The sequence below is a fragment of the Clostridium puniceum genome (genome assembly GCF_002006345.1).
Lineage (GTDB): Bacteria > Bacillota > Clostridia > Clostridiales > Clostridiaceae > Clostridium > Clostridium puniceum.
Window position 1 is genome coordinate 61153 of the sequence record NZ_LZZM01000223.1, and the last position, 20069, is coordinate 81221.

20 protein-coding genes are annotated in these 20069 nt (G+C 29.6%); 19 read left to right on the forward strand and 1 reads right to left on the reverse strand.

The features are described from left to right. The first annotated feature begins 280 nt into the window (after positions 1–280). From rimM to CLPUN_RS23665, 5 genes are all read left to right on the forward strand, one after another. Positions 281–778 carry a ribosome maturation factor RimM gene (rimM, locus tag CLPUN_RS23645; RefSeq protein ID WP_077849663.1) on the forward strand — a complete coding sequence of 166 codons (498 nt, stop codon included), beginning with the start codon at positions 281–283 and terminating at the stop codon, positions 776–778. Continuing rightward, positions 768–1490: a tRNA (guanosine(37)-N1)-methyltransferase TrmD gene (gene trmD, locus CLPUN_RS23650; protein WP_077849664.1), complete on the forward strand. Its 723-nt coding sequence runs from the start codon at positions 768–770 to the stop codon at positions 1488–1490. Before rimM ends, trmD begins: the two co-directional genes overlap by 11 nt. Positions 1491–1610: 120 nt before the next feature. Then, positions 1611–1961, forward strand: a complete 351-nt coding sequence (rplS, locus tag CLPUN_RS23655) for a 50S ribosomal protein L19 (RefSeq protein ID WP_077849665.1) — start codon at positions 1611–1613, stop codon at positions 1959–1961. 64 nt (positions 1962–2025) lie between these two features. Further along, positions 2026–2922 carry a ribosome biogenesis GTPase YlqF gene (gene ylqF, locus CLPUN_RS23660; protein WP_077849666.1) on the forward strand — a complete coding sequence of 299 codons (897 nt, stop codon included), beginning with the start codon at positions 2026–2028 and terminating at the stop codon, positions 2920–2922. Continuing rightward, positions 2912–3718, forward strand: coding sequence for a ribonuclease HII (locus CLPUN_RS23665; protein WP_077849667.1), 807 nt, complete (start codon positions 2912–2914; stop codon positions 3716–3718). The genes ylqF and CLPUN_RS23665 overlap by 11 nt, the downstream gene beginning before the upstream one ends. A gap of 149 nt (positions 3719–3867) precedes the next feature. Here CLPUN_RS23665 and CLPUN_RS23670 read toward each other — a convergent pair whose 3' ends face one another. Next, complete coding sequence (locus CLPUN_RS23670; RefSeq protein ID WP_077849668.1) at positions 3868–4236, reverse strand: YraN family protein; 369 nt, start codon at positions 4234–4236, stop codon at positions 3868–3870. Between the two features lie 136 nt (positions 4237–4372). Here CLPUN_RS23670 and CLPUN_RS23675 point away from each other — a divergent pair, with 136 nt between their 5' ends. From CLPUN_RS23675 to ispG, 14 genes are all read left to right on the forward strand, one after another. Continuing rightward, positions 4373–5893 (forward strand): YifB family Mg chelatase-like AAA ATPase, encoded by a 1521-nt coding sequence (locus tag CLPUN_RS23675; protein ID WP_077849669.1) that lies wholly within the window; start codon positions 4373–4375, stop codon positions 5891–5893. Between the two features lie 14 nt (positions 5894–5907). Then, positions 5908–6963, forward strand: coding sequence for a DNA-processing protein DprA (gene dprA / locus CLPUN_RS23680; protein WP_077849670.1), 1056 nt, complete (start codon positions 5908–5910; stop codon positions 6961–6963). Positions 6964–7009: 46 nt separating this feature from the next. Beyond that, entirely contained in the window at positions 7010–9103 is a 2094-nt protein-coding gene (topA, locus tag CLPUN_RS23685; RefSeq protein ID WP_077849671.1) for a type I DNA topoisomerase, read from the forward strand. Positions 9104–9345: 242 nt separating this feature from the next. After that, positions 9346–10122, forward strand: coding sequence for a GTP-sensing pleiotropic transcriptional regulator CodY (gene codY, locus CLPUN_RS23690; protein WP_077849672.1), 777 nt, complete (start codon positions 9346–9348; stop codon positions 10120–10122). A gap of 290 nt (positions 10123–10412) precedes the next feature. After that, on the forward strand, positions 10413–11114 hold the full coding sequence (gene rpsB / locus CLPUN_RS23695) for a 30S ribosomal protein S2 (RefSeq protein WP_077849673.1): 702 nt from the start codon (positions 10413–10415) through the stop codon (positions 11112–11114). 87 nt (positions 11115–11201) lie between these two features. Next, complete coding sequence (gene tsf / locus CLPUN_RS23700) at positions 11202–12119, forward strand: translation elongation factor Ts (RefSeq protein ID WP_077849674.1); 918 nt, start codon at positions 11202–11204, stop codon at positions 12117–12119. Positions 12120–12205: 86 nt separating this feature from the next. Continuing rightward, complete coding sequence (gene pyrH, locus CLPUN_RS23705; protein WP_077849675.1) at positions 12206–12919, forward strand: UMP kinase; 714 nt, start codon at positions 12206–12208, stop codon at positions 12917–12919. Positions 12920–12929: 10 nt separating this feature from the next. Continuing rightward, positions 12930–13487: a ribosome recycling factor gene (frr, locus tag CLPUN_RS23710; RefSeq protein WP_077849676.1), complete on the forward strand. Its 558-nt coding sequence runs from the start codon at positions 12930–12932 to the stop codon at positions 13485–13487. Positions 13488–13850: 363 nt separating this feature from the next. Next, the gene (locus tag CLPUN_RS23715) at positions 13851–14609 is read left to right on the forward strand and encodes an isoprenyl transferase (RefSeq protein ID WP_077849677.1); all 759 of its coding nucleotides are present in this window, start codon (positions 13851–13853) and stop codon (positions 14607–14609) included. Between the two features lie 15 nt (positions 14610–14624). After that, positions 14625–15419 carry a phosphatidate cytidylyltransferase gene (locus CLPUN_RS23720; RefSeq protein ID WP_077849678.1) on the forward strand — a complete coding sequence of 265 codons (795 nt, stop codon included), beginning with the start codon at positions 14625–14627 and terminating at the stop codon, positions 15417–15419. Between the two features lie 214 nt (positions 15420–15633). After that, positions 15634–16602, forward strand: coding sequence for an AI-2E family transporter (locus CLPUN_RS23725; protein WP_077849679.1), 969 nt, complete (start codon positions 15634–15636; stop codon positions 16600–16602). A gap of 44 nt (positions 16603–16646) precedes the next feature. After that, on the forward strand, positions 16647–17822 hold the full coding sequence (dxr, locus tag CLPUN_RS23730; protein ID WP_077849680.1) for a 1-deoxy-D-xylulose-5-phosphate reductoisomerase: 1176 nt from the start codon (positions 16647–16649) through the stop codon (positions 17820–17822). Positions 17823–17826: 4 nt separating this feature from the next. Next, on the forward strand, positions 17827–18837 hold the full coding sequence (locus tag CLPUN_RS23735; protein ID WP_077849681.1) for a M50 family metallopeptidase: 1011 nt from the start codon (positions 17827–17829) through the stop codon (positions 18835–18837). 97 nt (positions 18838–18934) lie between these two features. Beyond that, on the forward strand, positions 18935–20026 hold the full coding sequence (gene ispG, locus CLPUN_RS23740; RefSeq protein ID WP_278281679.1) for a flavodoxin-dependent (E)-4-hydroxy-3-methylbut-2-enyl-diphosphate synthase: 1092 nt from the start codon (positions 18935–18937) through the stop codon (positions 20024–20026). The last annotated feature ends 43 nt before the right edge of the window (positions 20027–20069 follow it).

Below are 20069 nucleotides of genomic sequence, written 5' to 3' on the forward strand. Positions count from 1 at the left end.
AAAAAAATGAACTTGTATGTATATATTGTTGATATAGTAAGGATAAGCGTACGACGTACAGCTATAATTTAAATAATAATATTTATATACAAGTTTTAATTAATTTGCTACATTGAAAAACACATATACATTATCTAATTATATATAGTTTATTTAGGAGATTATATATAATTATAGCTTTAAGAGTGTATATTAAGTTGTGAAAATTGAATTAAGTATATTTTGAAGAATATACGTTAATTATTTTAATAAATTAAATATGAAAATAGAGGTGAAAATATTGGGACAATTATTTAAAATTGGTCAAATTGTGAATACCCATGGAATTAAAGGTGAAGTTAAAGTTTATCCATTAACAGAGGAACCTAATAAATTTAAGCGTCTAAAAACTGTTCTAGTAGGTGGTGTAGAAAAAAATATATTAGGTGTTAAATTTCAAAAAGATAGAGTTATATTAAAAGTAGAAGGAATAGATTCTATGAATGATGCTGAAACTTACAAGGGAAAATATATTGAAATACCTAGAGCTAATGAACCGGAACTTCCACCTGACACTTATTATGTTGTAGATTTAAAAGAGTGTACAGTATATGATACGAATGGAAAAGAACTAGGGAAAGTTTTTGATGTAATAAGTACTCCTAATAATGACGTATATTGGATAAAAGAACCAAAGGAATTATTAATACCAGTGCTTAAAGATATAGTGTTTACTATTGATATAAATGTGAAAAAAATAGTTATTAAACCAGTTGGTGAATGGCAAGATGAAGATTAGTATATTAACATTGTTCCCAGAAATGTTTTCTGTTTTTGATCATAGTATTATAGGAAGAGCAAGAGAAAACAATTTAATTGACTTAGATTTACTGAATATAAGAGATTATACTTTAAGCAAACATAAGAAAGTAGATGATTACCCTTATGGAGGCGGTCCGGGGATGGTTATGGCACCACAGCCAATAGTGGATTGTATAAGAGCTGCAAAAGAAACTAATAAGGGGAAGGTTGTATTTCTTGGGCCTAGGGGAAAAACTTTTAATCAAGAACTTGCAAAAGAACTTTGCACTGAAGAGAATCTTGTATTTTTATGTGGACATTATGAAGGCATAGATGAGAGAGTCTATAAACATATAGATATGGAAATTTCACTTGGTGATTTTGTTCTAACTGGAGGGGAAATGGCTGCAATTCCAGTTATAGATTGTATTTTAAGACTTATTCCTGGTGTTCTTGGAAAAGAAGAAAGTTTTATGGAAGAATCTTTTTACAATGGTTTATTAGAATACCCTCAATATACTAGACCAGAAGAATTTGAAGGTGGAAAAGTACCTGAAATATTGTTATCTGGACATCATGAAAACATAAGAAAGTGGAGAAGGTTACAATCTCTGAAAATAACTAAAAGAAATAGACCAGATTTATATAAAAATATAATCTTAACGAAGGAAGATGTTAAAATTTTAAAGGCAGATAAAAATAATATATAATTTTTGTTGAAAAATAAAATAATATGTGATATTATTAAGATTGTGCTAGTACGGGCGTTCCTCTGTCAATATTTATTATGTTAAGAACGTCAAATTATCGTTTTAAGGAGGGAATGCACAATGAACGAAATAATAAGAGCTATAGAAGCTGAACAAATTAGAACTGACTTACCGAACTTTAGAATTGGGGATACTATAAAGGTATACGTTAAGATTCAAGAAGGTAACAAAGAAAGAATCCAAATGTTCGAAGGTACTGTTATCAAGAAACAAAATGGTGGTTTAAGAGAAACTTTCACTGTAAGAAGAGTTGCTTATGGAACTGGAGTTGAAAGAACATTCCCAATGAATGCACCAATTATCGACAAAATCGAAATCGCAAGAAAAGGTAAAGTTAGAAGAGCTAAACTTTACTACTTAAGAGATAGAGTTGGTAAAGCTGCTAAAGTTAAAGAATTATTAACTAGATAGTATCAAAAGGGACTGTTTCAGTCCTTTTTTTTATATTTCCAAATAAAATTAAGGAGGAATCTACATGGTAATTAATTGGTTCCCAGGACATATGAAGAAAACTCAAAGAGAAATTAAAGAAAACTTAGCGTTAGTTGATGCTGTTATTGAAATAAGAGATGCTAGAATTCCAAGAAGCTCAGCAAATCCAGACATTGAAAAATTATTAGAAGGAAAGCCAAGAATTATACTTTTAAATAAAAGTGATTTAACTGATGGTACTGTTACAAAAGAATGGATCAAATATTTAACTAAGGAAGATGTCAGAGTATTAGAAGTAAACTGTATAAAAGGTGATGGGCTTAAAAATATAAAGCCTATGCTTCTTAATCTTTTAAAAGAAAAGCATGATAGATTAAAAGCAAGAGGTATGGTTAATATAACAACAAGAGTTATGGTTGTTGGAATACCTAATGTAGGAAAATCTACTTTTATAAATAAATTGGCAAGAAATAATATAGCTCAAACAGGAGACAGACCAGGTGTTACTAAGAGTAAACAATGGATAAAGACAGGTATAGGAATTGAACTTTTAGATACTCCTGGAGTATTGTGGCCTAGATTTGAAGATGATGAAACAGCTTTAAATTTAGCATTTACAGGGGCTATAAAGGATGAAATTATAGATATAGAAGAATTGGCGTTAAAACTTGTAGAAAGACTACAAATAAATTATACGGTTAAATTAAAAGAAAGATATAAATTAGCTGAAGTTTTTGAAAATCCACTAGATACTTTAGATGCTATAGGCAAAAGGAGAGGAACTCTAATTTCAGGAGGACAAATTGACTACAATAGAATATCAGTTATTTTACTTGATGAGTTTAGAGGTGGAAAAATGGGCAACGTTTCGTTAGAACGTCCAGGAGATGAGAAAATTGATAATAATCAATCAGGAGAAGAAAAAGCTAATGATAAGTAAAGATATAAAATCTTTGTCTTTTACAAAAATTAAAGAAGAAATAAATAAGATTTCAATAGTTGATTTATATAAAAATGAGGATAGTGCAAAAATTATTGATTGGCTAAAAAATGACAAAAGAAAGAATGTATTGGCACTTGCTAATAAAGTTCAACGGGAATTAGATTCATATTCTAATGAAGTAAAAAGAGTTAAAGCAATGTATGATTTTGACAAATCTTTTGGAAACCACAAATATGTAGCAGGCGTAGATGAAGTGGGTAGAGGTCCTCTGGCAGGTCCAATTGTTGCTTGTAGCGTTATTTTAGATTTAAATGTTTTAGATAAAGATTTGATTTTATATATAAATGATTCTAAAAAGGTGAAAGAATCTAAACGAGAAGAACTTTCTAAAATTATAAAAGAAAAAGCATTGAGTTACCATATAGCAGTTTCTTCTAATGAAGAAATAGATGAAAAAGGCATAGCCTTTTCAAATAATAAAGTATTTTTAGAAAGTTGCAATTCGCTTACTATAAAACCTGATTTAGTATTATCGGATGGATATTTAGTCAAGAATATTCAAATAGAAAATAAGTCAGTTATAAAAGGTGATACAAAAAGTGCATGTATTGCTGCTGCATCAATTGTTGCAAAAGTATATAGAGATAATTTGATGAAGGAGTATGCTAAAAAGTATTCTCACTATGATTTTGAAAATAATGTTGGGTATGGTACTTCAAAACATATAGAAGCTTTAAAAAGGTATGGAAAGTGTGAGATACATAGAAATAGTTTTTTAACAAAATTATTATAGGATAGATAATTGATAATCCTATAAGTTAATTGAACTTTATTTTTATAATACTTGAATTTAGTAAGAATAAAATGTCGAAGAAATTAGAAAACTCTATAACAATGCTAGAATAAATTAGTATTGTTATAGCGTTTTTATCTTTAAATAGCTTATAATCTAAAAGCATCCGTTATATGATTTATCTTAAAAAGTGTATTTTTTGAATTTAAATAAACTTCTATTACATCAAATCTTATGTTAATATTCATTAATTTTTTATGATATATATAAGAATTAGTAACTTTTATTATTGATTTTTGTTTGGAAAGGTTAATTGATTCTTTTGGCAATCCATAATTGTAATTATATCTTCCCTTAACTTCAACAATTATTAATAACTTATTTTGAAGGCATATAATGTCTAGTTCTCCTAAGAAATTTCTAAAATTACAATCCAATATATGATAATTATTTTTCTCTAAATATTTTTTAGCTAGAGCTTCACAATAGTTACCTATATCTTTATTTAAATTTTTCACTAAATCACTCCAATTCCGAGATTAAGATTGTAAAGGTATATAGATATTATTAACAATAAAAAAATAAATTAAACAAATTTAGTTTTTATAGGATTAATATTTAAATGTGTGTCTATAATTTTAAGGGGTGATTTATATGGCAGTAAAAATAATTAGTGCAACGCACAATGGTCTAGAAGGATTTTTGATAAATGTAGAAGTAGATATATCTAAAGGTTTGCCTATGTTTAACATAGTAGGATTGCCAGATACTTCCGTAAAAGAAGCTAAGGAAAGAGTTAGAGCAGCAATAACAAATTGTGGCTTTGAATTCCCACTAGGAAGAATTACTATTAATTTGGCTCCAGCAGATGTTAGAAAGATAGGTTCTCTTTTGGATTTACCTATGGCACTTGGTATTCTTATGGAGTCTAATCAAATATGTAGAAAAAGCATGGAAGACTCCATAATATTTGGAGAATTATCTTTGTTTGGTGAACTTAAGGGCATAAAAGGAACTATACCTATAATAGTTGAAGGTTTTAAAGAAAAAATTAGCAAATTTATTTTTCCTTATGATAATTTGGAAGAAAGCTGCTATTTAAATGGTGGAGAGTATTATCCATTGAAAACATTAAATGAAGTAATTTCTTATATTACATATAATGACGTACTTCCTTATGAAGCATCTGAAAAATTTGGTAATGAAGAAAATGATGATTCATTAGATTATGGAGAAATTATAGGGCAATATTCATCTAAAAGAGCAATGGAAATAGCAGCAGCTGGAAAGCACAATGTTATTCTTTACGGAGAGCCAGGATGCGGTAAGACAATGCTTGCTAAGGCTTTAATAACAATTTTACCAACATTATCTCAAGAAGAATTAATAGAAATTGCAAAGATTTATAGTGCATGTGGTTTAATAAATAAAACTTCACATATTACCAGGCCGTTTAGAGCCCCACATCATACAACTACAAGAGTGGCGTTAGTTGGAGGTGGAAAAGAAATAAAACCAGGAGAAATAACCCTTGCTCATAATGGAATATTATTTTTAGATGAAATTTTAGAATTCAAAAAAGAGGTTTTAGAATCTTTAAGAGAACCACTTGAAGAAAAATATGTAAACATAAATAGGCTTAGTGGTAGTTATCAAATGCCTGCTGATTTTTTACTTATTGGTGCATTTAATCCTGTTGAAAATAATGAAGATAAAGAAAATATTCACGATCAGTATTATTTAAATACTAAAATTAGAAAATACAACAAAAAATTTTCAAGTGCCTTATTAGATAGAGTTGATATTTTAAATTATGTTCCTAGATTGAATTATGATGAAATAAAGAATGAAAAAGATTCATATGATTCAAAACTTATGAGAGAAAATGTTCTTAGAGCTAGAGCAATTCAAAAAGAAAGATTTAAAAATACAGAATATAGATATAATTCTGATATAAAAGGGAAAAATATTTTTGAAATATGCAGGGTTACTAATAGAGGTGCAGAGATTTTAAAACACTACTATAATGATTCAAATGTATCTTTAAGAGGCTATGGAAAAGTAATTAAATTAGCGAGAACAATAGCAGATATAGAAAATAAAAAAGATATATTTGAAGGGCATATTTTAGAAGCATTTAGCTATAGAAAAAATATTAATGGAGAGATTATATAGGAAGGGATCGAAAAATGGATTATGATTTGTGGTTAATACTCGTTAATATATCAAATCTTCAAAAAAGAAGATTAATTGATGGATATAAAACAGCAGAAAATGTATATAATAATTTTGAAGACATATTAAAGGAAAATGAAACAATCTCAAAAAAATTAAAAAATTTTCAAAAGGAAGATTTATACTATGAAATTTTAAATCTTAAGAAAACATTAGCTAGAAAAAATATAGGATATATTACATACGCTAATCCTTTATATAGAGAGAAATTACGGGGAATTTTATCTGCACCATATTTTCTATTTTATAAGGGAAATATCGATGTTATAAATAAGAAATCTATAGGAGTTGTGGGAGCAAGAAAATGCTCAAATTATGGACTAACTGTAACAAAACTCTTGACAAAGGAGCTTATTACTAATAATATAACGCTTATAAGCGGAGGTGCAAGAGGGATAGATTCTGTTGCGCATAAAACCGCTTTAGATAATAATGGGTATAATATATCAGTATTAGGTTGTGGAATAGATATAGCATATCCATCTGAAAATAAAGACCTATTTTTCAAGATAGCAGAAAATGGTGTAGTAATTTCTGAATTTTTACTTGGAACACCACCATTAAAAGATAATTTTCCTAGGAGAAATAGAATAATTAGTGGTCTTAGTGAAGGAGTGATAGTAATAGAAGCTTCGGAAAAAAGTGGATCATTAATAACAGCAAGACTTGCTTTGCAGCAACATAAGACAGTTATTGCAGTGCCAGGTTCAATATTATATAGTGGTGCAAGTGGTTCTAATAAATTACTTAGGGATGGAGCTAGTATTTGTACAGATGTACAAGATTTAAGAACTATACTCAGCTTAGAGTATGTTAATATTACACCTATGAAAGTTACACCGGAAAAAAGTGAAATATTAGAATTTATAACAGATTCACCAATTCATATAGATGATATTTTTAAAAATACATCTTTTGATAGAGGATCTTTATATGCAATGTTATTTGAAATGCAAATAAAAAGTGAAATTATTTGTTTGCCTGGAAATTATTACGTAAGAACAATTTAAAATATATAGGGGGGTGAATACTTCATAAATTTTATGAAGTTATACTATGGGTCAAAAACTTGTAATTGTTGAGTCGCCAGCCAAAGCAAAAACAATTGGCAAATATTTAGGAAAGAATTATATTGTAGAAGCATCAATGGGACACGTGAGAGATTTACCTAAGAGTAGATTAGGTGTAGATGTAGATAATAATTATACTCCTAAATATATAACTATTAGAGGAAAAGGAGAATTAATAGATAAATTAAGAAAAGCTGCTAAAAAAGCAGAGAAAATTTATCTTGCTACCGACCCTGATAGAGAAGGAGAAGCCATTTCTTGGCATTTAGCGAATATCTTAAAAATTTCAGAAGATGAAACTTGTAGAATTGTATTTAATGAGGTTACAAAAACTGCCGTTAAAGCATCTATAAAGGAAGCTAGAAAAATTGACTTAGATTTAGTTGATGCACAGCAAGCAAGAAGGATATTAGATAGGCTTGTTGGGTATGAAATAAGTCCGATTTTATGGAAAAATGTAAAATGGGGACTAAGTGCAGGGAGAGTACAATCAGCTGCATTAAAATTAATATGTGATAGAGAAAAGGAAATAAAGGAGTTTATTCCTAGAGAGTACTGGTCTATAGACTGTATATTGAAAAAAGAAAAAAAGAAGTTTCCAGTGAGACTTTCAACATATAAAGGAAAAAAGATTGAAATTGAGAATGAAGAAACATCAAATGGAATATTAAAAGATCTTGAAGAGGGAAGCTTTGTTGTAAAAGCTATAAAGAAGGGAAAGAAGAGCAGAAATCCACTTCCACCTTTCACAACAAGTACGCTTCAACAAGATGCAAATAGAAAACTAAATTTTATGACTAAAAGAACTATGTCTATAGCTCAAGTACTTTATGAAGGTGTTGAAGTAAAAGGTTATGGTACAGTTGGGTTAATAACATATATGAGAACTGATTCTGTACGAATTTCAGAAGAAGCACAAGGAAGGACTAAAGAATTTATTGAAAATACGTACGGAGAAAAGTATGTGCCAGCGTCTCCACGAATGTATAAAGGCAAAAAAAATATTCAAGATGCTCATGAAGCAATAAGACCTACATATGTAGAAATTACACCTGAAATTGCAAAAGAAAATTTAAGCCCAGAGCAATTTAAATTATATTCGTTAATATGGAATAGATTTGTAGCAAGTCAAATGGCTTCATGTGAATTAAATACAAATTCAATTGATATACTAAATGGAGATTATAAATTTAAAGCGTCAGGTTCAGTGATTGCTTTTGATGGTTTTATGAAAATATACGAATATTCAAATGAAGATGATGAAAATTCGGTAATATTACCGGAATTAGATGAAAATGAAGAACTGCAAACAGACTCGCTTAAAGGCACGCAACATTTTACTCAACCGCTACCTCGATATACTGAAGCATCATTTGTAAAATTATTAGAGGAAAAGGGGATAGGGAGACCTAGTACTTATGTTCCAACTATTTCAACTTTGCTTGGAAGAAATTATGTTATACGTGAAAAGAAAAATTTAATACCAACAGAGCTCGGTGATATAGTAAATAATATTGTAAGTGAATATTTTAAACAAATAGTAGATGTGGATTTTACGGCAGATATGGAGAAAAAACTCGATGATGTTGAAGAAGGTAATGAAAATTGGACTAAAATAGTTGAGGAATTTTTTGATCCATTAAAAATTGCGATTGAGAAAGCAGAAAAAGAAATATCAAAGGTTGTAATTGAGGATAAAGTCAGTGATGTAAAATGTGAAAAGTGTGGACGGATGATGGTTATTAAAAGAGGCAGATTTGGTGAGTTTTTAGCATGTCCAGGATATCCGGAATGTAAAAATGCTAAACCTATAGTTGAAGAATTAGATGTACCATGTCCAGAGTGTGGAAAGAGCATTGTAGCTAAGAAGAGCAAAAAGGGGAAGAAATTCTTTGGATGCATTGGATATCCAGAATGTAAATTTGTAAGCTGGTATGAGCCGGTAAAGGAAAAGTGCCCTAAGTGTAATTCTTATATGGTTTTAAAATATTCAAAATCTAAAGGTAAGTATATAGAATGTACAAATAGTGAATGTCATTATAAAGAGGAAGTAAAAAAAGATATAGAAGAGGAAAGTTAGAATTTAATATTAAATAGATTTTCATAGTATGTTAAGTAATAATATTTTGTCGAATCAAACAAAAAGAGTGTTGAAAAGCAGAATTTTATATGATAAACTAGATTTAATAGCAACTTGTAAAAAAATTCAATAAATTAAGAATTTTCTAACAATTATATTGTTTCTATATTAAAGCATGTTGAACAGTTTGTTTTGATATGTTTAGATAAGAGTGTCATACAGTTGCCAAGGAGGATAATAATATGTCATCGTTATTAAGTAAAACTAGAATGTTAAATAAGATTCTGCAGAAGTCTGGTACAGAACCTGTAGCATTCCAAGATATATGCACATTATTAAGTCAAGTTCTTGAATGCAATGCATACATAATAAGTAGAAAAGGTAAAGTGCTTGGATATACCTTTGGTACAGAATTCGAATGTGAAGCTATGGAGAAAAAAGTAATAGAGGATAAGAAATTTCCAGAAGACTATAACAAGACACTTCTGGCTGTTAACGATACTTTGGCTAACAGTCCCAATGAAGGTAGATGTGTATTCCAGGAAATTGGCAAATGTAAAAAAGTAGATAAGCTATCAACAATAGTTCCTATTATAGGGAGTAGAGAAAGAATAGGAACACTGATTTTAGCTAGATTTGGGAATCCTTTTACAGATGAAGATTTAGTATTAGTAGAATATAGTGCAACTATTGTAGGTATGGAAATGCTTAGAGCTATGCAAGATGAAATTGCAGAAGAAACAAGAAAAAAAGCAGTTGTTCAATTAGCAATAGGAACTCTATCTTATTCTGAACTTGAGGCTGTTGAACATATATTTGAAGAGTTAAATGGAAATGAAGGATTGTTAGTAGCTTCCAAAATAGCAGATAAAGTAGGAATAACTAGAAGTGTTATAGTAAATGCACTACGAAAGTTTGAAAGTGCTGGAGTCATTGAATCTAGATCTCTAGGGATGAAGGGGACTTATATTAGAATATTAAATGAAAAATTGATTGAAGAATTAAAGAAGATTAAATAATTTAAGTGGCTATAGGAAAAAAAATCAACCTATGGCTGTTTTTTATTATTATGTATAAAATTTGATTCTTTTGATAAAACTTTAAAGTAAATAAGTTAGGTATTCAGTAGAATTTTTCGATTAATTTATGTTTAATTTTTTAAAAATTTGTTGATACATTAAACACCTTATGATATACTACTTAAGGAAATAAATACACACACTATCCAATTTATAGACTTGGTGCTCTTCAATGGAAGAGCAATTTATAAGCAAAAGATAGTGGAGGTAAAAACCAAGGAGGTAACAAAATGTCAGTAATATCAATGAAACAATTATTAGAAGCAGGTGTGCATTTCGGACACCAAACAAGAAGATGGAACCCTAAGATGGCTCCTTATATCTTCACAGAAAGAAACGGAATCTATATTATAGATCTTCAAAAAACAGTAAAGAAAGCAGAAGAAGCTTATAACTTCATCAAACAAGTATCAGAAGAAGGAAAAGATATACTTTTTGTTGGAACTAAGAAACAAGCTCAAGAAGCTATTCAAGAAGAAGCTGTAAGAAGTAACATGCATTTCGTAAATAACAGATGGTTAGGTGGAATGTTAACAAACTTCTCAACTATTAAAGGTAGAATAAGAAAATTAGAACAAATCGAAAAAATGCAAGAAGATGGAACTTTTGATGTTCTTCCTAAGAAAGAAGTTATTAAACTTAAGGGAGAAATGGAAAAGTTAGAAAAAAATCTTGGTGGTATCAGAAACTTAGATGCTGATAGAGTTGGAGCGATGTTCATCGTTGACCCAAGAAAAGAAAAAAATGCTATCTTAGAAGCTAAGATTTTAGGAATACCAGTAGTTGCAATAGTAGATACTAACTGTGATCCTGAAGAAGTTGACTATGTAATTCCAGGAAATGACGATGCTATTAGAGCTGTTAAATTAATAACTGCTAAAATGGCTGATGCTATCATGGAAGGAAGACAAGGCGAACAATTAGCTGAATAATTTATATAAAAAGGGTAAGTGGTTCACTTCAACTGCCCTTTTGTTGAATGTTAAGGATTACTTTATAATTGAGGAGGAATTTGAATAATGGCAAATATAAGTGCACAATTAGTTAAAGAACTAAGAGAAATGACTGGAGCTAAAATGATGGATTGCAAGAAAGCTTTAGTTGAAACAGAAGGAGATCTTGACAAAGCTGTTGAATTTTTAAGAGAAAAAGGTCTTGCAGATGCAGCTAAAAAATCTGGAAGAGTTGCAGCTGAAGGTGTAGTTAAGACATATATTGCAGCAGATAAGAAGACTGGAGCAGTTCTTGAATTCAACTGTGAGACAGATTTCGTTGCGTTAAATGAAGAATTTGCTGGTTTCGCTGATAAGTTGGCTAAAATGGTAGCTGAAACTTCAGTTACTACAGTAGAAGAACTTCTTAATGAAAAATTTGAAGGAGATTCTACAACTTCAGAAAGCTTAAAAGCGTTAATAGCAAAACTTGGTGAAAACATGACAGTAAGAAGATTCACTAAATTCTCAGTTGAAAAAGGAATAGTTAACAGCTATATCCATGGTGGCGGAAGAATTGGAGTTTTAGTAGAAGTTGCTTGTGAAAAAGATTCAGAAGTTCTTGATGAAGTTGCAAAAGAAGTTTGTATGCAAATTGCTGCAGCAAACCCGTTATTCTTAAGCAAAGATGATGTTGATACAGAATCTATGGAAAAAGAAAAAGAAATCTATAGAGTTCAAGCTTTAAATGAAGGAAAACCAGAAAATATCGTTGAAAAAATGGTAGTGGGAAGAATTCAAAAGTACTTTAAAGAAGTTTGTCTTTTAGAACAATTATGGGTTAAAGATGGTGATAAGTCAATCAACAAGTTCTTAGAAGAAAAATCTAAAGAGGTTGGTTCTCCAATTACAGTCACTAGATTCGTAAGATACGAAAGAGGAGAAGGAATTGAAGTTGAAAAAGTAGACTTTGCTGAAGAAGTTGCAAGACAAATGGGTAAATAGTTGAAGTCTAGAGAGAACACTTTGTGTTCTCTTTTTTTAGAGAATAAAGAAAATAAAGCCCTAAGATATTCAGGAGGTAAGAGTAAATGGCAGATTGTAAATACAAGAGAGTAATTTTAAAACTTTCAGGGGAAGCATTAGCTGGAGTTAGTGGATTTGGACTTGATTTTAATGTGGCTAAAAGAATAGCACTTGAAATTAAAGAATTAGTTGACATGGGTGTTGAAGTTGGAACTGTTGTTGGTGGCGGAAACATATGGAGAGGAAGAAGTGGGGAAGGAATGGACAGAACCACTGCTGACTACATGGGAATGATGGCAACTTGTATAAATGCACTAGCACTTCAAGATTCATTAGAACAAGTAGGTGTTAAAACAAGAGTGCAAACTGCTATAGAAATGAAAGAAATTGCAGAACCATTCATAAGAAGAAGAGCGATGAGACATTTAGAAAAAGGTAGAGTTGTTATATTTGCTGCAGGAACAGGAAATCCATATTTCTCAACAGATACGACTGCTGCATTAAGAGCCGCTGAAATTGAAGCAGATGTAATTCTTTTAGCCAAAAAAGTTGATGGAGTTTATGATAAAGACCCTCATAAGTATGCAGATGCTAAAAAATATGATACACTATCATATATACAAGTGCTAGAACAAGGATTACAAGTGATGGATTCTACAGCAACTTCATTATGTATGGATAATGAAATTCCAATTCTTGTATTTGGGTTAGATGAGCCAGGAAATATTAAAAAAGCAATGTATGGAGAAAGTATAGGTACATTAGTAACAAAGAAATAGGAGGAGAATCATGATTAAGGAAATCATAAAAAATGCAGAAGACAAAATGAAAAAAACAATATCTGTATTAGAGTCAGATTTGTCAACAATGAAGGCAGGGAGAGCAAACCCAACGATGCTTGATAGAATCCAAGTTGACTATTATGGAAGTATGTGTCCGCTTAGCCAAGTGGCAAATATTTCAGCACCAGAACCAAGAGTACTTATGATAACACCATGGGAAAAACCTTTATTAAAAGAGATAGAAAAAGCTATCTTAAAATCAGACTTAGGGTTAAATCCTTCAAATGATGGTTCGATTATTAGATTAGTAGTACCAGAACTTACAGAAGAAACTAGAAAAGTTCTTGTTAAGAATGTAAAGAAAACAGGAGAAGAAGCTAAGGTTGCGGTAAGATCAATTAGAAAAACTGCTAATGATAAAATTAAAGCTTTAAAAAAGGATTCTGATTTATCGGAGGATCAAATAAAAAAAGCTGAAGATGAAATTCAAAAGAAGACTGATGCGGTAGTAAAGCAAATAGATACTGTAATTGCTGCAAAAGAAAAATCAGTTTTATCAGTTTAGATCTTAAAACCTGCTAAGAAAGCAGGTTTTTTTCCTTAAGCAGGGAATCAAAATCTTTGATTTGGTTTGAGCCGCTTATTCCGTGAATAAGCAGATAAGAGAGAACATAAATTTGGTATTTGGTATTTGAACTTGGCTAACAACTGAAGTAAGTTATATTTGCAGGATAATGATTTGGTGTGAATAGCTTATTCGGGAAGTATGGATGAAGATGAATAAATTTTTTTGTTTTATAGTAAATTATAATAAAATAGAATCTATGACTTAGATTAAAAAATGATATAAAAAAAGCCAACGGCTTTCAATCTTAACTCTTCGCTGTTAATTTAAAACTGTTAATTGATAAAACTAGGGGGAGAAGTCATGTTAAAAATATTTAGAACCAAAAAAGAACATAAAGAAGATTTTGAATTAGATATGGATAATATGCCCAATCATATAGCTATAATCATGGATGGTAATGGAAGATGGGCGAAAGAACAAAGTTTGCCTAGAAGCATGGGGCATAAAGCTGGAATGGAGACCATTAGGTTGATTTTAAAAGAAGCTACTAGGCTTGGAATAAAGAATTTAACTTTATATGCTTTTTCAACTGAAAATTGGTCAAGACCTAAAGATGAAGTTGGAGCAATAATGAACCTTTTAGTCACTTATTTAAAGAAAGAATTAAGAGAATGTCATGAAAATGGAGTTAGAATGAATGTTTTAGGAGACACATCAAAGCTACCAGCAGAATGTCAGAAGGTTTTAAATGAAGCTATAGAAACTACTAAGAATAATATTAAGATAAACTTAAATTTTGCTTTAAACTATGGAGGAAGAGATGAAATAGTTAGGGCTATTAAGCTTATTAGTTCAGATATAAAAAACAATAAAATAAGTGAAGAGGAAATTAATGAAAAATTAGTAGAGAAATATTTATATACTAAAGGAATACCAGATCCAGATTTAATTATTAGACCATCTGGAGAACAAAGACTTAGTAATTTCTTGTTATGGCAATGTGCTTATTCTGAATTTTGGTATTCTAATATAAATTGGCCAGATTTTAAGGAAGTGGATTTAAAAAGAGCTATAGCGGATTATCAAAATAGAGATAGACGCTTTGGTAAAGTTAAATAGAGGAGTGGTTAGATTTTGAAGTCTAATAATAGATATTTAGGTGCGGTGATGATTGCCCCATTTATAATATTCGTTTTTCTTGGAGGAATTTATCTTAAGGGATTTGTATTTGCATTATCTATAATTGCACTTTGGGAGTTTTATAATGCAGTAAAAGAAAAGAATTTTAAACCAGTAAAAAGTGCAGGGTATATTCTTTTAATAATATATTATTTATTGAACCATAATTTTGAATTAATGATGTATGTTCTTGTTGCAACAGTATTTTTGATGCTAATAATTCCAGTTATAAATTTGAAATATACTTTTATTGATATTTCATTAACCCTATTAGGATTTATATATTGCGGAATTTTATTTGGATTCATATATGTAATTAATGCAAAACCAGCAGGAGAATTTTTGGTTTGGATTATATTTATTGGTTCATGGCTTTCGGATACAGCTGCTTTTTATAGTGGTAAGCTTTTTGGAAAACATAAACTTTCACCCAAAGTATCTCCTAAGAAAACCATAGAAGGTTCAATAGGTGGTCTTATAGGAGCAACAATTTTTACGGGTATTTATGGAATTATAGTTCAAAGATATATAAATATTATGCCGATATATAACTATTTCATAATAGGTGCTCTATGTGGAATATTTGGTCAACTAGGAGATTTAGTTGCATCTTCAATAAAAAGAAATGTGGGAATTAAAGATTATAGCAATTTAATTCCGGGTCATGGAGGAATATTGGATAGGTTTGATAGTATAATATTTTCTGCAACAGTTATTTTTTATTATTTAACATTTATTATAAAAATCTAATATATTATTAAAAAGAACAAATTAAAATAAAGCTATACCTATAGATTGAACACATGAAAAAGTGTTTGAATTTATAGGTATTTTTTTGCATGTTATGAAAATTAATTAGACTTATATATGCAAATTAAATTATAAAGTTTTTAATGTGAAAGTGTAAGCATATACTATAGAGTAAATCGTTTTTTTATTTTATACTTAAATACAAATTAGTGAGGTGAAAAATATCTTTAAAACATATAAAAAACTTTTTTCACTTTTATTTTCTCTTATATTTGCAGTAATAGGAACATTTCTAATAAAATATTATTTCGAACCTTTTTTGTCCATAATTATAATGTTTATAATTTGTACGCCTATATATAAAATTATGCTTAAATCCAAAATACCAAATAAAATTGCGGGTGCTTTGAGTATAATACTGGTTAATGTGATTATACTTTTAATTGGAATATATTTAGGAAGTGAAATTATAGATATTTTTAAAAGGGTATATTCACGAAATTTAGAGGTTATAAATAAATTTATTCAGGATATTTCTACTGCTATAAATATAGACTTTAAAGATTTTAAAATTGGGAAAAGTGTAGTTTCTATAATTAATGATCAAAATATAAGAAAAGGTGCAGTAAGTACAGGAGAAAGTATTTTAGCTTATTTTATAGGGAATATATGTACTTTTTTTGTATTAATAGATAAGAAAAAAATATTAGATTTGATTTCAAGGATATTTCCTAGTGAAATAATAATAAAATTTGGAGCACAAAAAGAAAATTTTATTCAAATGATTGTAATAGAAGGAATACTAGTATTAATTTCAACTTTAGAAATTGTTGTTGGTTTTATTATACTTAAGATACCTAATTCCTTTACATTAGCAGTAATATGTGGAATTTTAGATATTTTACCCTATGTTGGAACTATAATTGTATTTATTCCGATTATAATATACAATATTATAATGAAGAATTTTCTTTGCGCATTTGGATTAATATGTATATATATATTAGTGCAAGTAGTTAGAGAAATATTGGAGGCTAAATTTTTAGGGGATAAATTAAATATTCACCCACTTGTTATATTATTATCTATATATATTGGTGTGAAGGTTTTTGGGATTTTAGGAATATTGGTTGGGCCAATGTATAGTATCGTAGCAAAAGAAATAATTTATAATACAGATTGATTTATGATATGGCTAATTGATATTTGCTTTTAGGAGGAACAATGATGAGAAAAATTTCTATACTAGGGGTCACAGGGTCTATAGGAACCCAAACCTTAGATGTAATTAGAAAATCAAATGGAGAATTAAAATTAATAGGAGTAACTGCTAATACTTCTGTAAATAAAGTTATTGATATAATTGAGGAATTCAAACCTTCTTATGTAGCTATGATGGATTCTATAAGTGCTTTCGAAATAAAAAATTATTGTAGGGAACATAAGAAGTCAATTGAAGTTCTAGAAGGAATAGAAGGACTTAATAAAATAGCTTCTTTAGATGAAATTGACATCGTATTGACATCTGTAGTTGGTATGATAGGATTGGAACCTACTATGAAAGCTATAGAAGCTAAAAAAGATATTGCTCTTGCTAATAAAGAAACTTTAGTTGTTGCAGGGGAAATTGTAATGAAGGCTGCTAAGGAAAATAATGTGAAGATACTTCCGGTAGATTCGGAGCATAGTGCTATTTTTCAAGCTTTAAGAGGAAATTCTATAAATACTTTAAGAAAAGTAATATTAACAGCGTCAGGGGGGCCGTTTAGAGGGAAAACAATAAAGCAATTAGAGGAAATAAGAGTTGAAGATGCATTAAAGCACCCTAAATGGAATATGGGAAGAAAGATTTCTATTGATTCAGCAACACTTATGAATAAAGGTCTTGAAGTAATAGAAGCACATTGGCTTTTTTGTTGTGATTATGACAACATACAAGTTGTGGTACATCCACAAAGTATTGTTCATTCTATGGTAGAATATACAGATGGAAGTATAATGGCACAGCTTGGAGCTCAAGATATGAGATTGCCAATACAATATGCTCTTAATTATGAACAAAGGGAAAATCTTATTGCAGATACAATAAATTTTTATGAAATATCGAAATTAACTTTTGAAAAGCCAGATACAGATACTTTTAAAGCCTTAAAATTATCCTTTAGAGCAGGGAAAATAGGTGGACTTATGCCAACTATTTTAAATGGAGCTAATGAAGCAGCAGTAGAGTTGTTTTTAAATAAGAAAATAAAATTCTTAGAAATTTCAAGAATAATAGAAAATTGTATGGATGTGTTTAAAGAAGAGGTTCATAAGGAATTAACAATAGCAAATATTATTGACTTAGATAAAAGGGTTAAAGAATATGTAATAAAAATACAGCAGTTTAAGGAGGAAAATTAAAAATATGTATATAATTATGGCCATATTGGCTTTTGGAGTTTTAATAATTGTTCATGAATTAGGTCATTTTACTTTAGCAAAACTAAATGGTGTTAGGGTTGAAGAATTTTCTATAGGTATGGGGCCGAAAATTTTTTCAAAGCAAGGAAAAGAAACAAAGTATTCCTTAGCACTTTTTCCTATAGGTGGATATGTAAAAATGATGGGAGAAGAAGAAAATGTTGAAGATGAAAGAAGTTTTTCGGCAAAGTCTCCTTTAAGAAGAATAAGTATAATAATTGCAGGAGTTTTTATGAATTATGTATTAGCAATAGTGATTTTCGCTACTATAATACATAATTTTGGATATAGAAGTACAACATTAGCAGAGGTTCAGCCATCATCGCCAGCTCAGGAAGCAGGAATTTTAACTGGAGATAAAGTTTTAAAAGTAAATGGACTAACAGCTTTTTCATTTGAAAATATTCAAGCGGGAATAGCATTATCGTATGGAAATTCTATAAATATGATTGTTGATAGAAATGGAGAAAAAAAGGAAATAACAGTAACACCGAGAAAAAATGATGAAGGTCAATTGTTAATTGGGGTTAGTTTTCCTAAAGTACAAGATCCTACTTTAGGAGAAAGCTTTAAACAAAGTTTTAAGCAAACAGCATCACTAGTTACGCAGACATTTAAAGGTTTAGAAATGATATTTACAGGAAAAGCAAATCTTAAAACTGATGTAGGTGGACCTATTACAATAATTAAGATGTCAGCAGCAACAGCAGAATCAGGAATTTGGAACTTAGCTAGTTTTGTTGGATTTTTAAGTGTTAACTTAGCTGTGTTTAATTTATTACCATTCCCAGCATTAGATGGTGGCTGGTGTGTAATATTACTAATCGAATTAATAACTAGAAGAAAAGTTCCAGATAAGATAGTTGGAGCCTTAAATTATGTAGGATTTGCAGCACTTATAGGGTTAATGATATTAGTAACTATAAAAGATATATTATTTCCAGTAAAGTTTTAGGAAAAATAACATAAGAAATATTTTTAAATATGCTTAAAGTTTACGTCTATATAGATTTATAGGCGTAAGTTACTTATATAAACACATATAAGTAACAATATTTTTTGCGAAAAATAGGAGCGATGTACATATGGAAAGAAGAAAATCAAGAAAAGTAAAAGTAGGAAATGTATATGTTGGAGGAGATGCGCCTATTACATTACAGTCAATGACTAATACTCCAACTAAAAATGTTGAAGCTACTTTAAAGCAAATAGAAGCATTATATGATGCTGGATGCGATATTATAAGATGTGCAGTGCTTGATATGAAGGATGCTGAAAGCTTAAAAGAAATAACGGAAAAATCACCAATTCCAGTAGTTGCAGATATACATTTTGATTATAAACTAGCTTTAAAAGCAATTGAAAATGGGGTTTCAGCACTTAGAATAAATCCAGGAAACATAGGAAGTATAGATAGAATTAAAATTCTAAAAGAAGCTTGCACTGAGAAAAAAATACCTATAAGAATTGGGGTTAATTCTGGATCTTTAGAAAAGGATATTTTAGAAAAGTATGGTATGCCAACAGCCGAAGGTTTGGTAGAAAGTGCATTAAGGCATGTTAAAATTTTAGAAGATTTAGATTTTCATGATATTGTAATATCGATAAAGTCTTCTAATGTGGCAATGATGATAGAGTGTTATAGATTAATAGCAGAAAAATGTAATTATCCTCTTCATCTAGGTGTAACAGAGGCTGGAACTATTCAAAGGGGAACGATTAAATCAAGTGTAGGAATTGGAACACTTCTTGCAGAAGGAATTGGGGATACTATAAGGGTGTCTTTAACGACAGATCCTATTAATGAAATAAAGGTTGGTATTGAAATTTTAAAAACCTTAGGATTAAAGAAAAAAGGTGTTGAATTCGTGTCATGCCCTACCTGTGGAAGAACTCAAATAAATTTAATAAAGATTGCAGAAGAAGTTGAAAAGAGACTAGAAAATTATAAAAAAGATGTAAAAGTTGCAGTTATGGGATGTGTTGTAAATGGCCCTGGAGAAGCTAGAGAAGCTGATATTGGAATTGCAGGCGGAATAGGCGAAGGAATAATATTTAAAAAAGGTAAAGTAATAAAAAAAGTAAAAGAAGAAGAATTGGTTGATGCTCTTATGGAAGAAATAGAAAAACTATACACTGATTAAAAAAGCGTGAAACGCAATCAAGAACTCACATTAAAATAATAAT

Excerpts from the sequence above, each read along its gene's own strand:
- trmD (WP_077849664.1), top strand. The coding sequence starts at position 768 with ATGAAGATTAGTATATTAACATTGTTCCCAGAAATGTTTTCTGTTTTT.
- rplS (WP_077849665.1), top strand. The coding sequence starts at position 1,611 with ATGAACGAAATAATAAGAGCTATAGAAGCTGAACAAATTAGAACTGAC.
- rpsB (WP_077849673.1), top strand. The coding sequence starts at position 10,413 with ATGTCAGTAATATCAATGAAACAATTATTAGAAGCAGGTGTGCATTTC.
- pyrH (WP_077849675.1), top strand. The coding sequence starts at position 12,206 with ATGGCAGATTGTAAATACAAGAGAGTAATTTTAAAACTTTCAGGGGAA.
- CLPUN_RS23675 (WP_077849669.1), top strand. The coding sequence starts at position 4,373 with ATGGCAGTAAAAATAATTAGTGCAACGCACAATGGTCTAGAAGGATTT.
- dprA (WP_077849670.1), top strand. The coding sequence starts at position 5,908 with ATGGATTATGATTTGTGGTTAATACTCGTTAATATATCAAATCTTCAA.
- topA (WP_077849671.1), top strand. The coding sequence starts at position 7,010 with ATGGGTCAAAAACTTGTAATTGTTGAGTCGCCAGCCAAAGCAAAAACA.
- CLPUN_RS23735 (WP_077849681.1), top strand. The coding sequence starts at position 17,827 with ATGTATATAATTATGGCCATATTGGCTTTTGGAGTTTTAATAATTGTT.
- tsf (WP_077849674.1), top strand. The coding sequence starts at position 11,202 with ATGGCAAATATAAGTGCACAATTAGTTAAAGAACTAAGAGAAATGACT.
- frr (WP_077849676.1), top strand. The coding sequence starts at position 12,930 with ATGATTAAGGAAATCATAAAAAATGCAGAAGACAAAATGAAAAAAACA.
- CLPUN_RS23715 (WP_077849677.1), top strand. The coding sequence starts at position 13,851 with ATGTTAAAAATATTTAGAACCAAAAAAGAACATAAAGAAGATTTTGAA.
- ylqF (WP_077849666.1), top strand. The coding sequence starts at position 2,026 with ATGGTAATTAATTGGTTCCCAGGACATATGAAGAAAACTCAAAGAGAA.
- dxr (WP_077849680.1), top strand. The coding sequence starts at position 16,647 with ATGAGAAAAATTTCTATACTAGGGGTCACAGGGTCTATAGGAACCCAA.
- codY (WP_077849672.1), top strand. The coding sequence starts at position 9,346 with ATGTCATCGTTATTAAGTAAAACTAGAATGTTAAATAAGATTCTGCAG.
- CLPUN_RS23665 (WP_077849667.1), top strand. The coding sequence starts at position 2,912 with ATGATAAGTAAAGATATAAAATCTTTGTCTTTTACAAAAATTAAAGAA.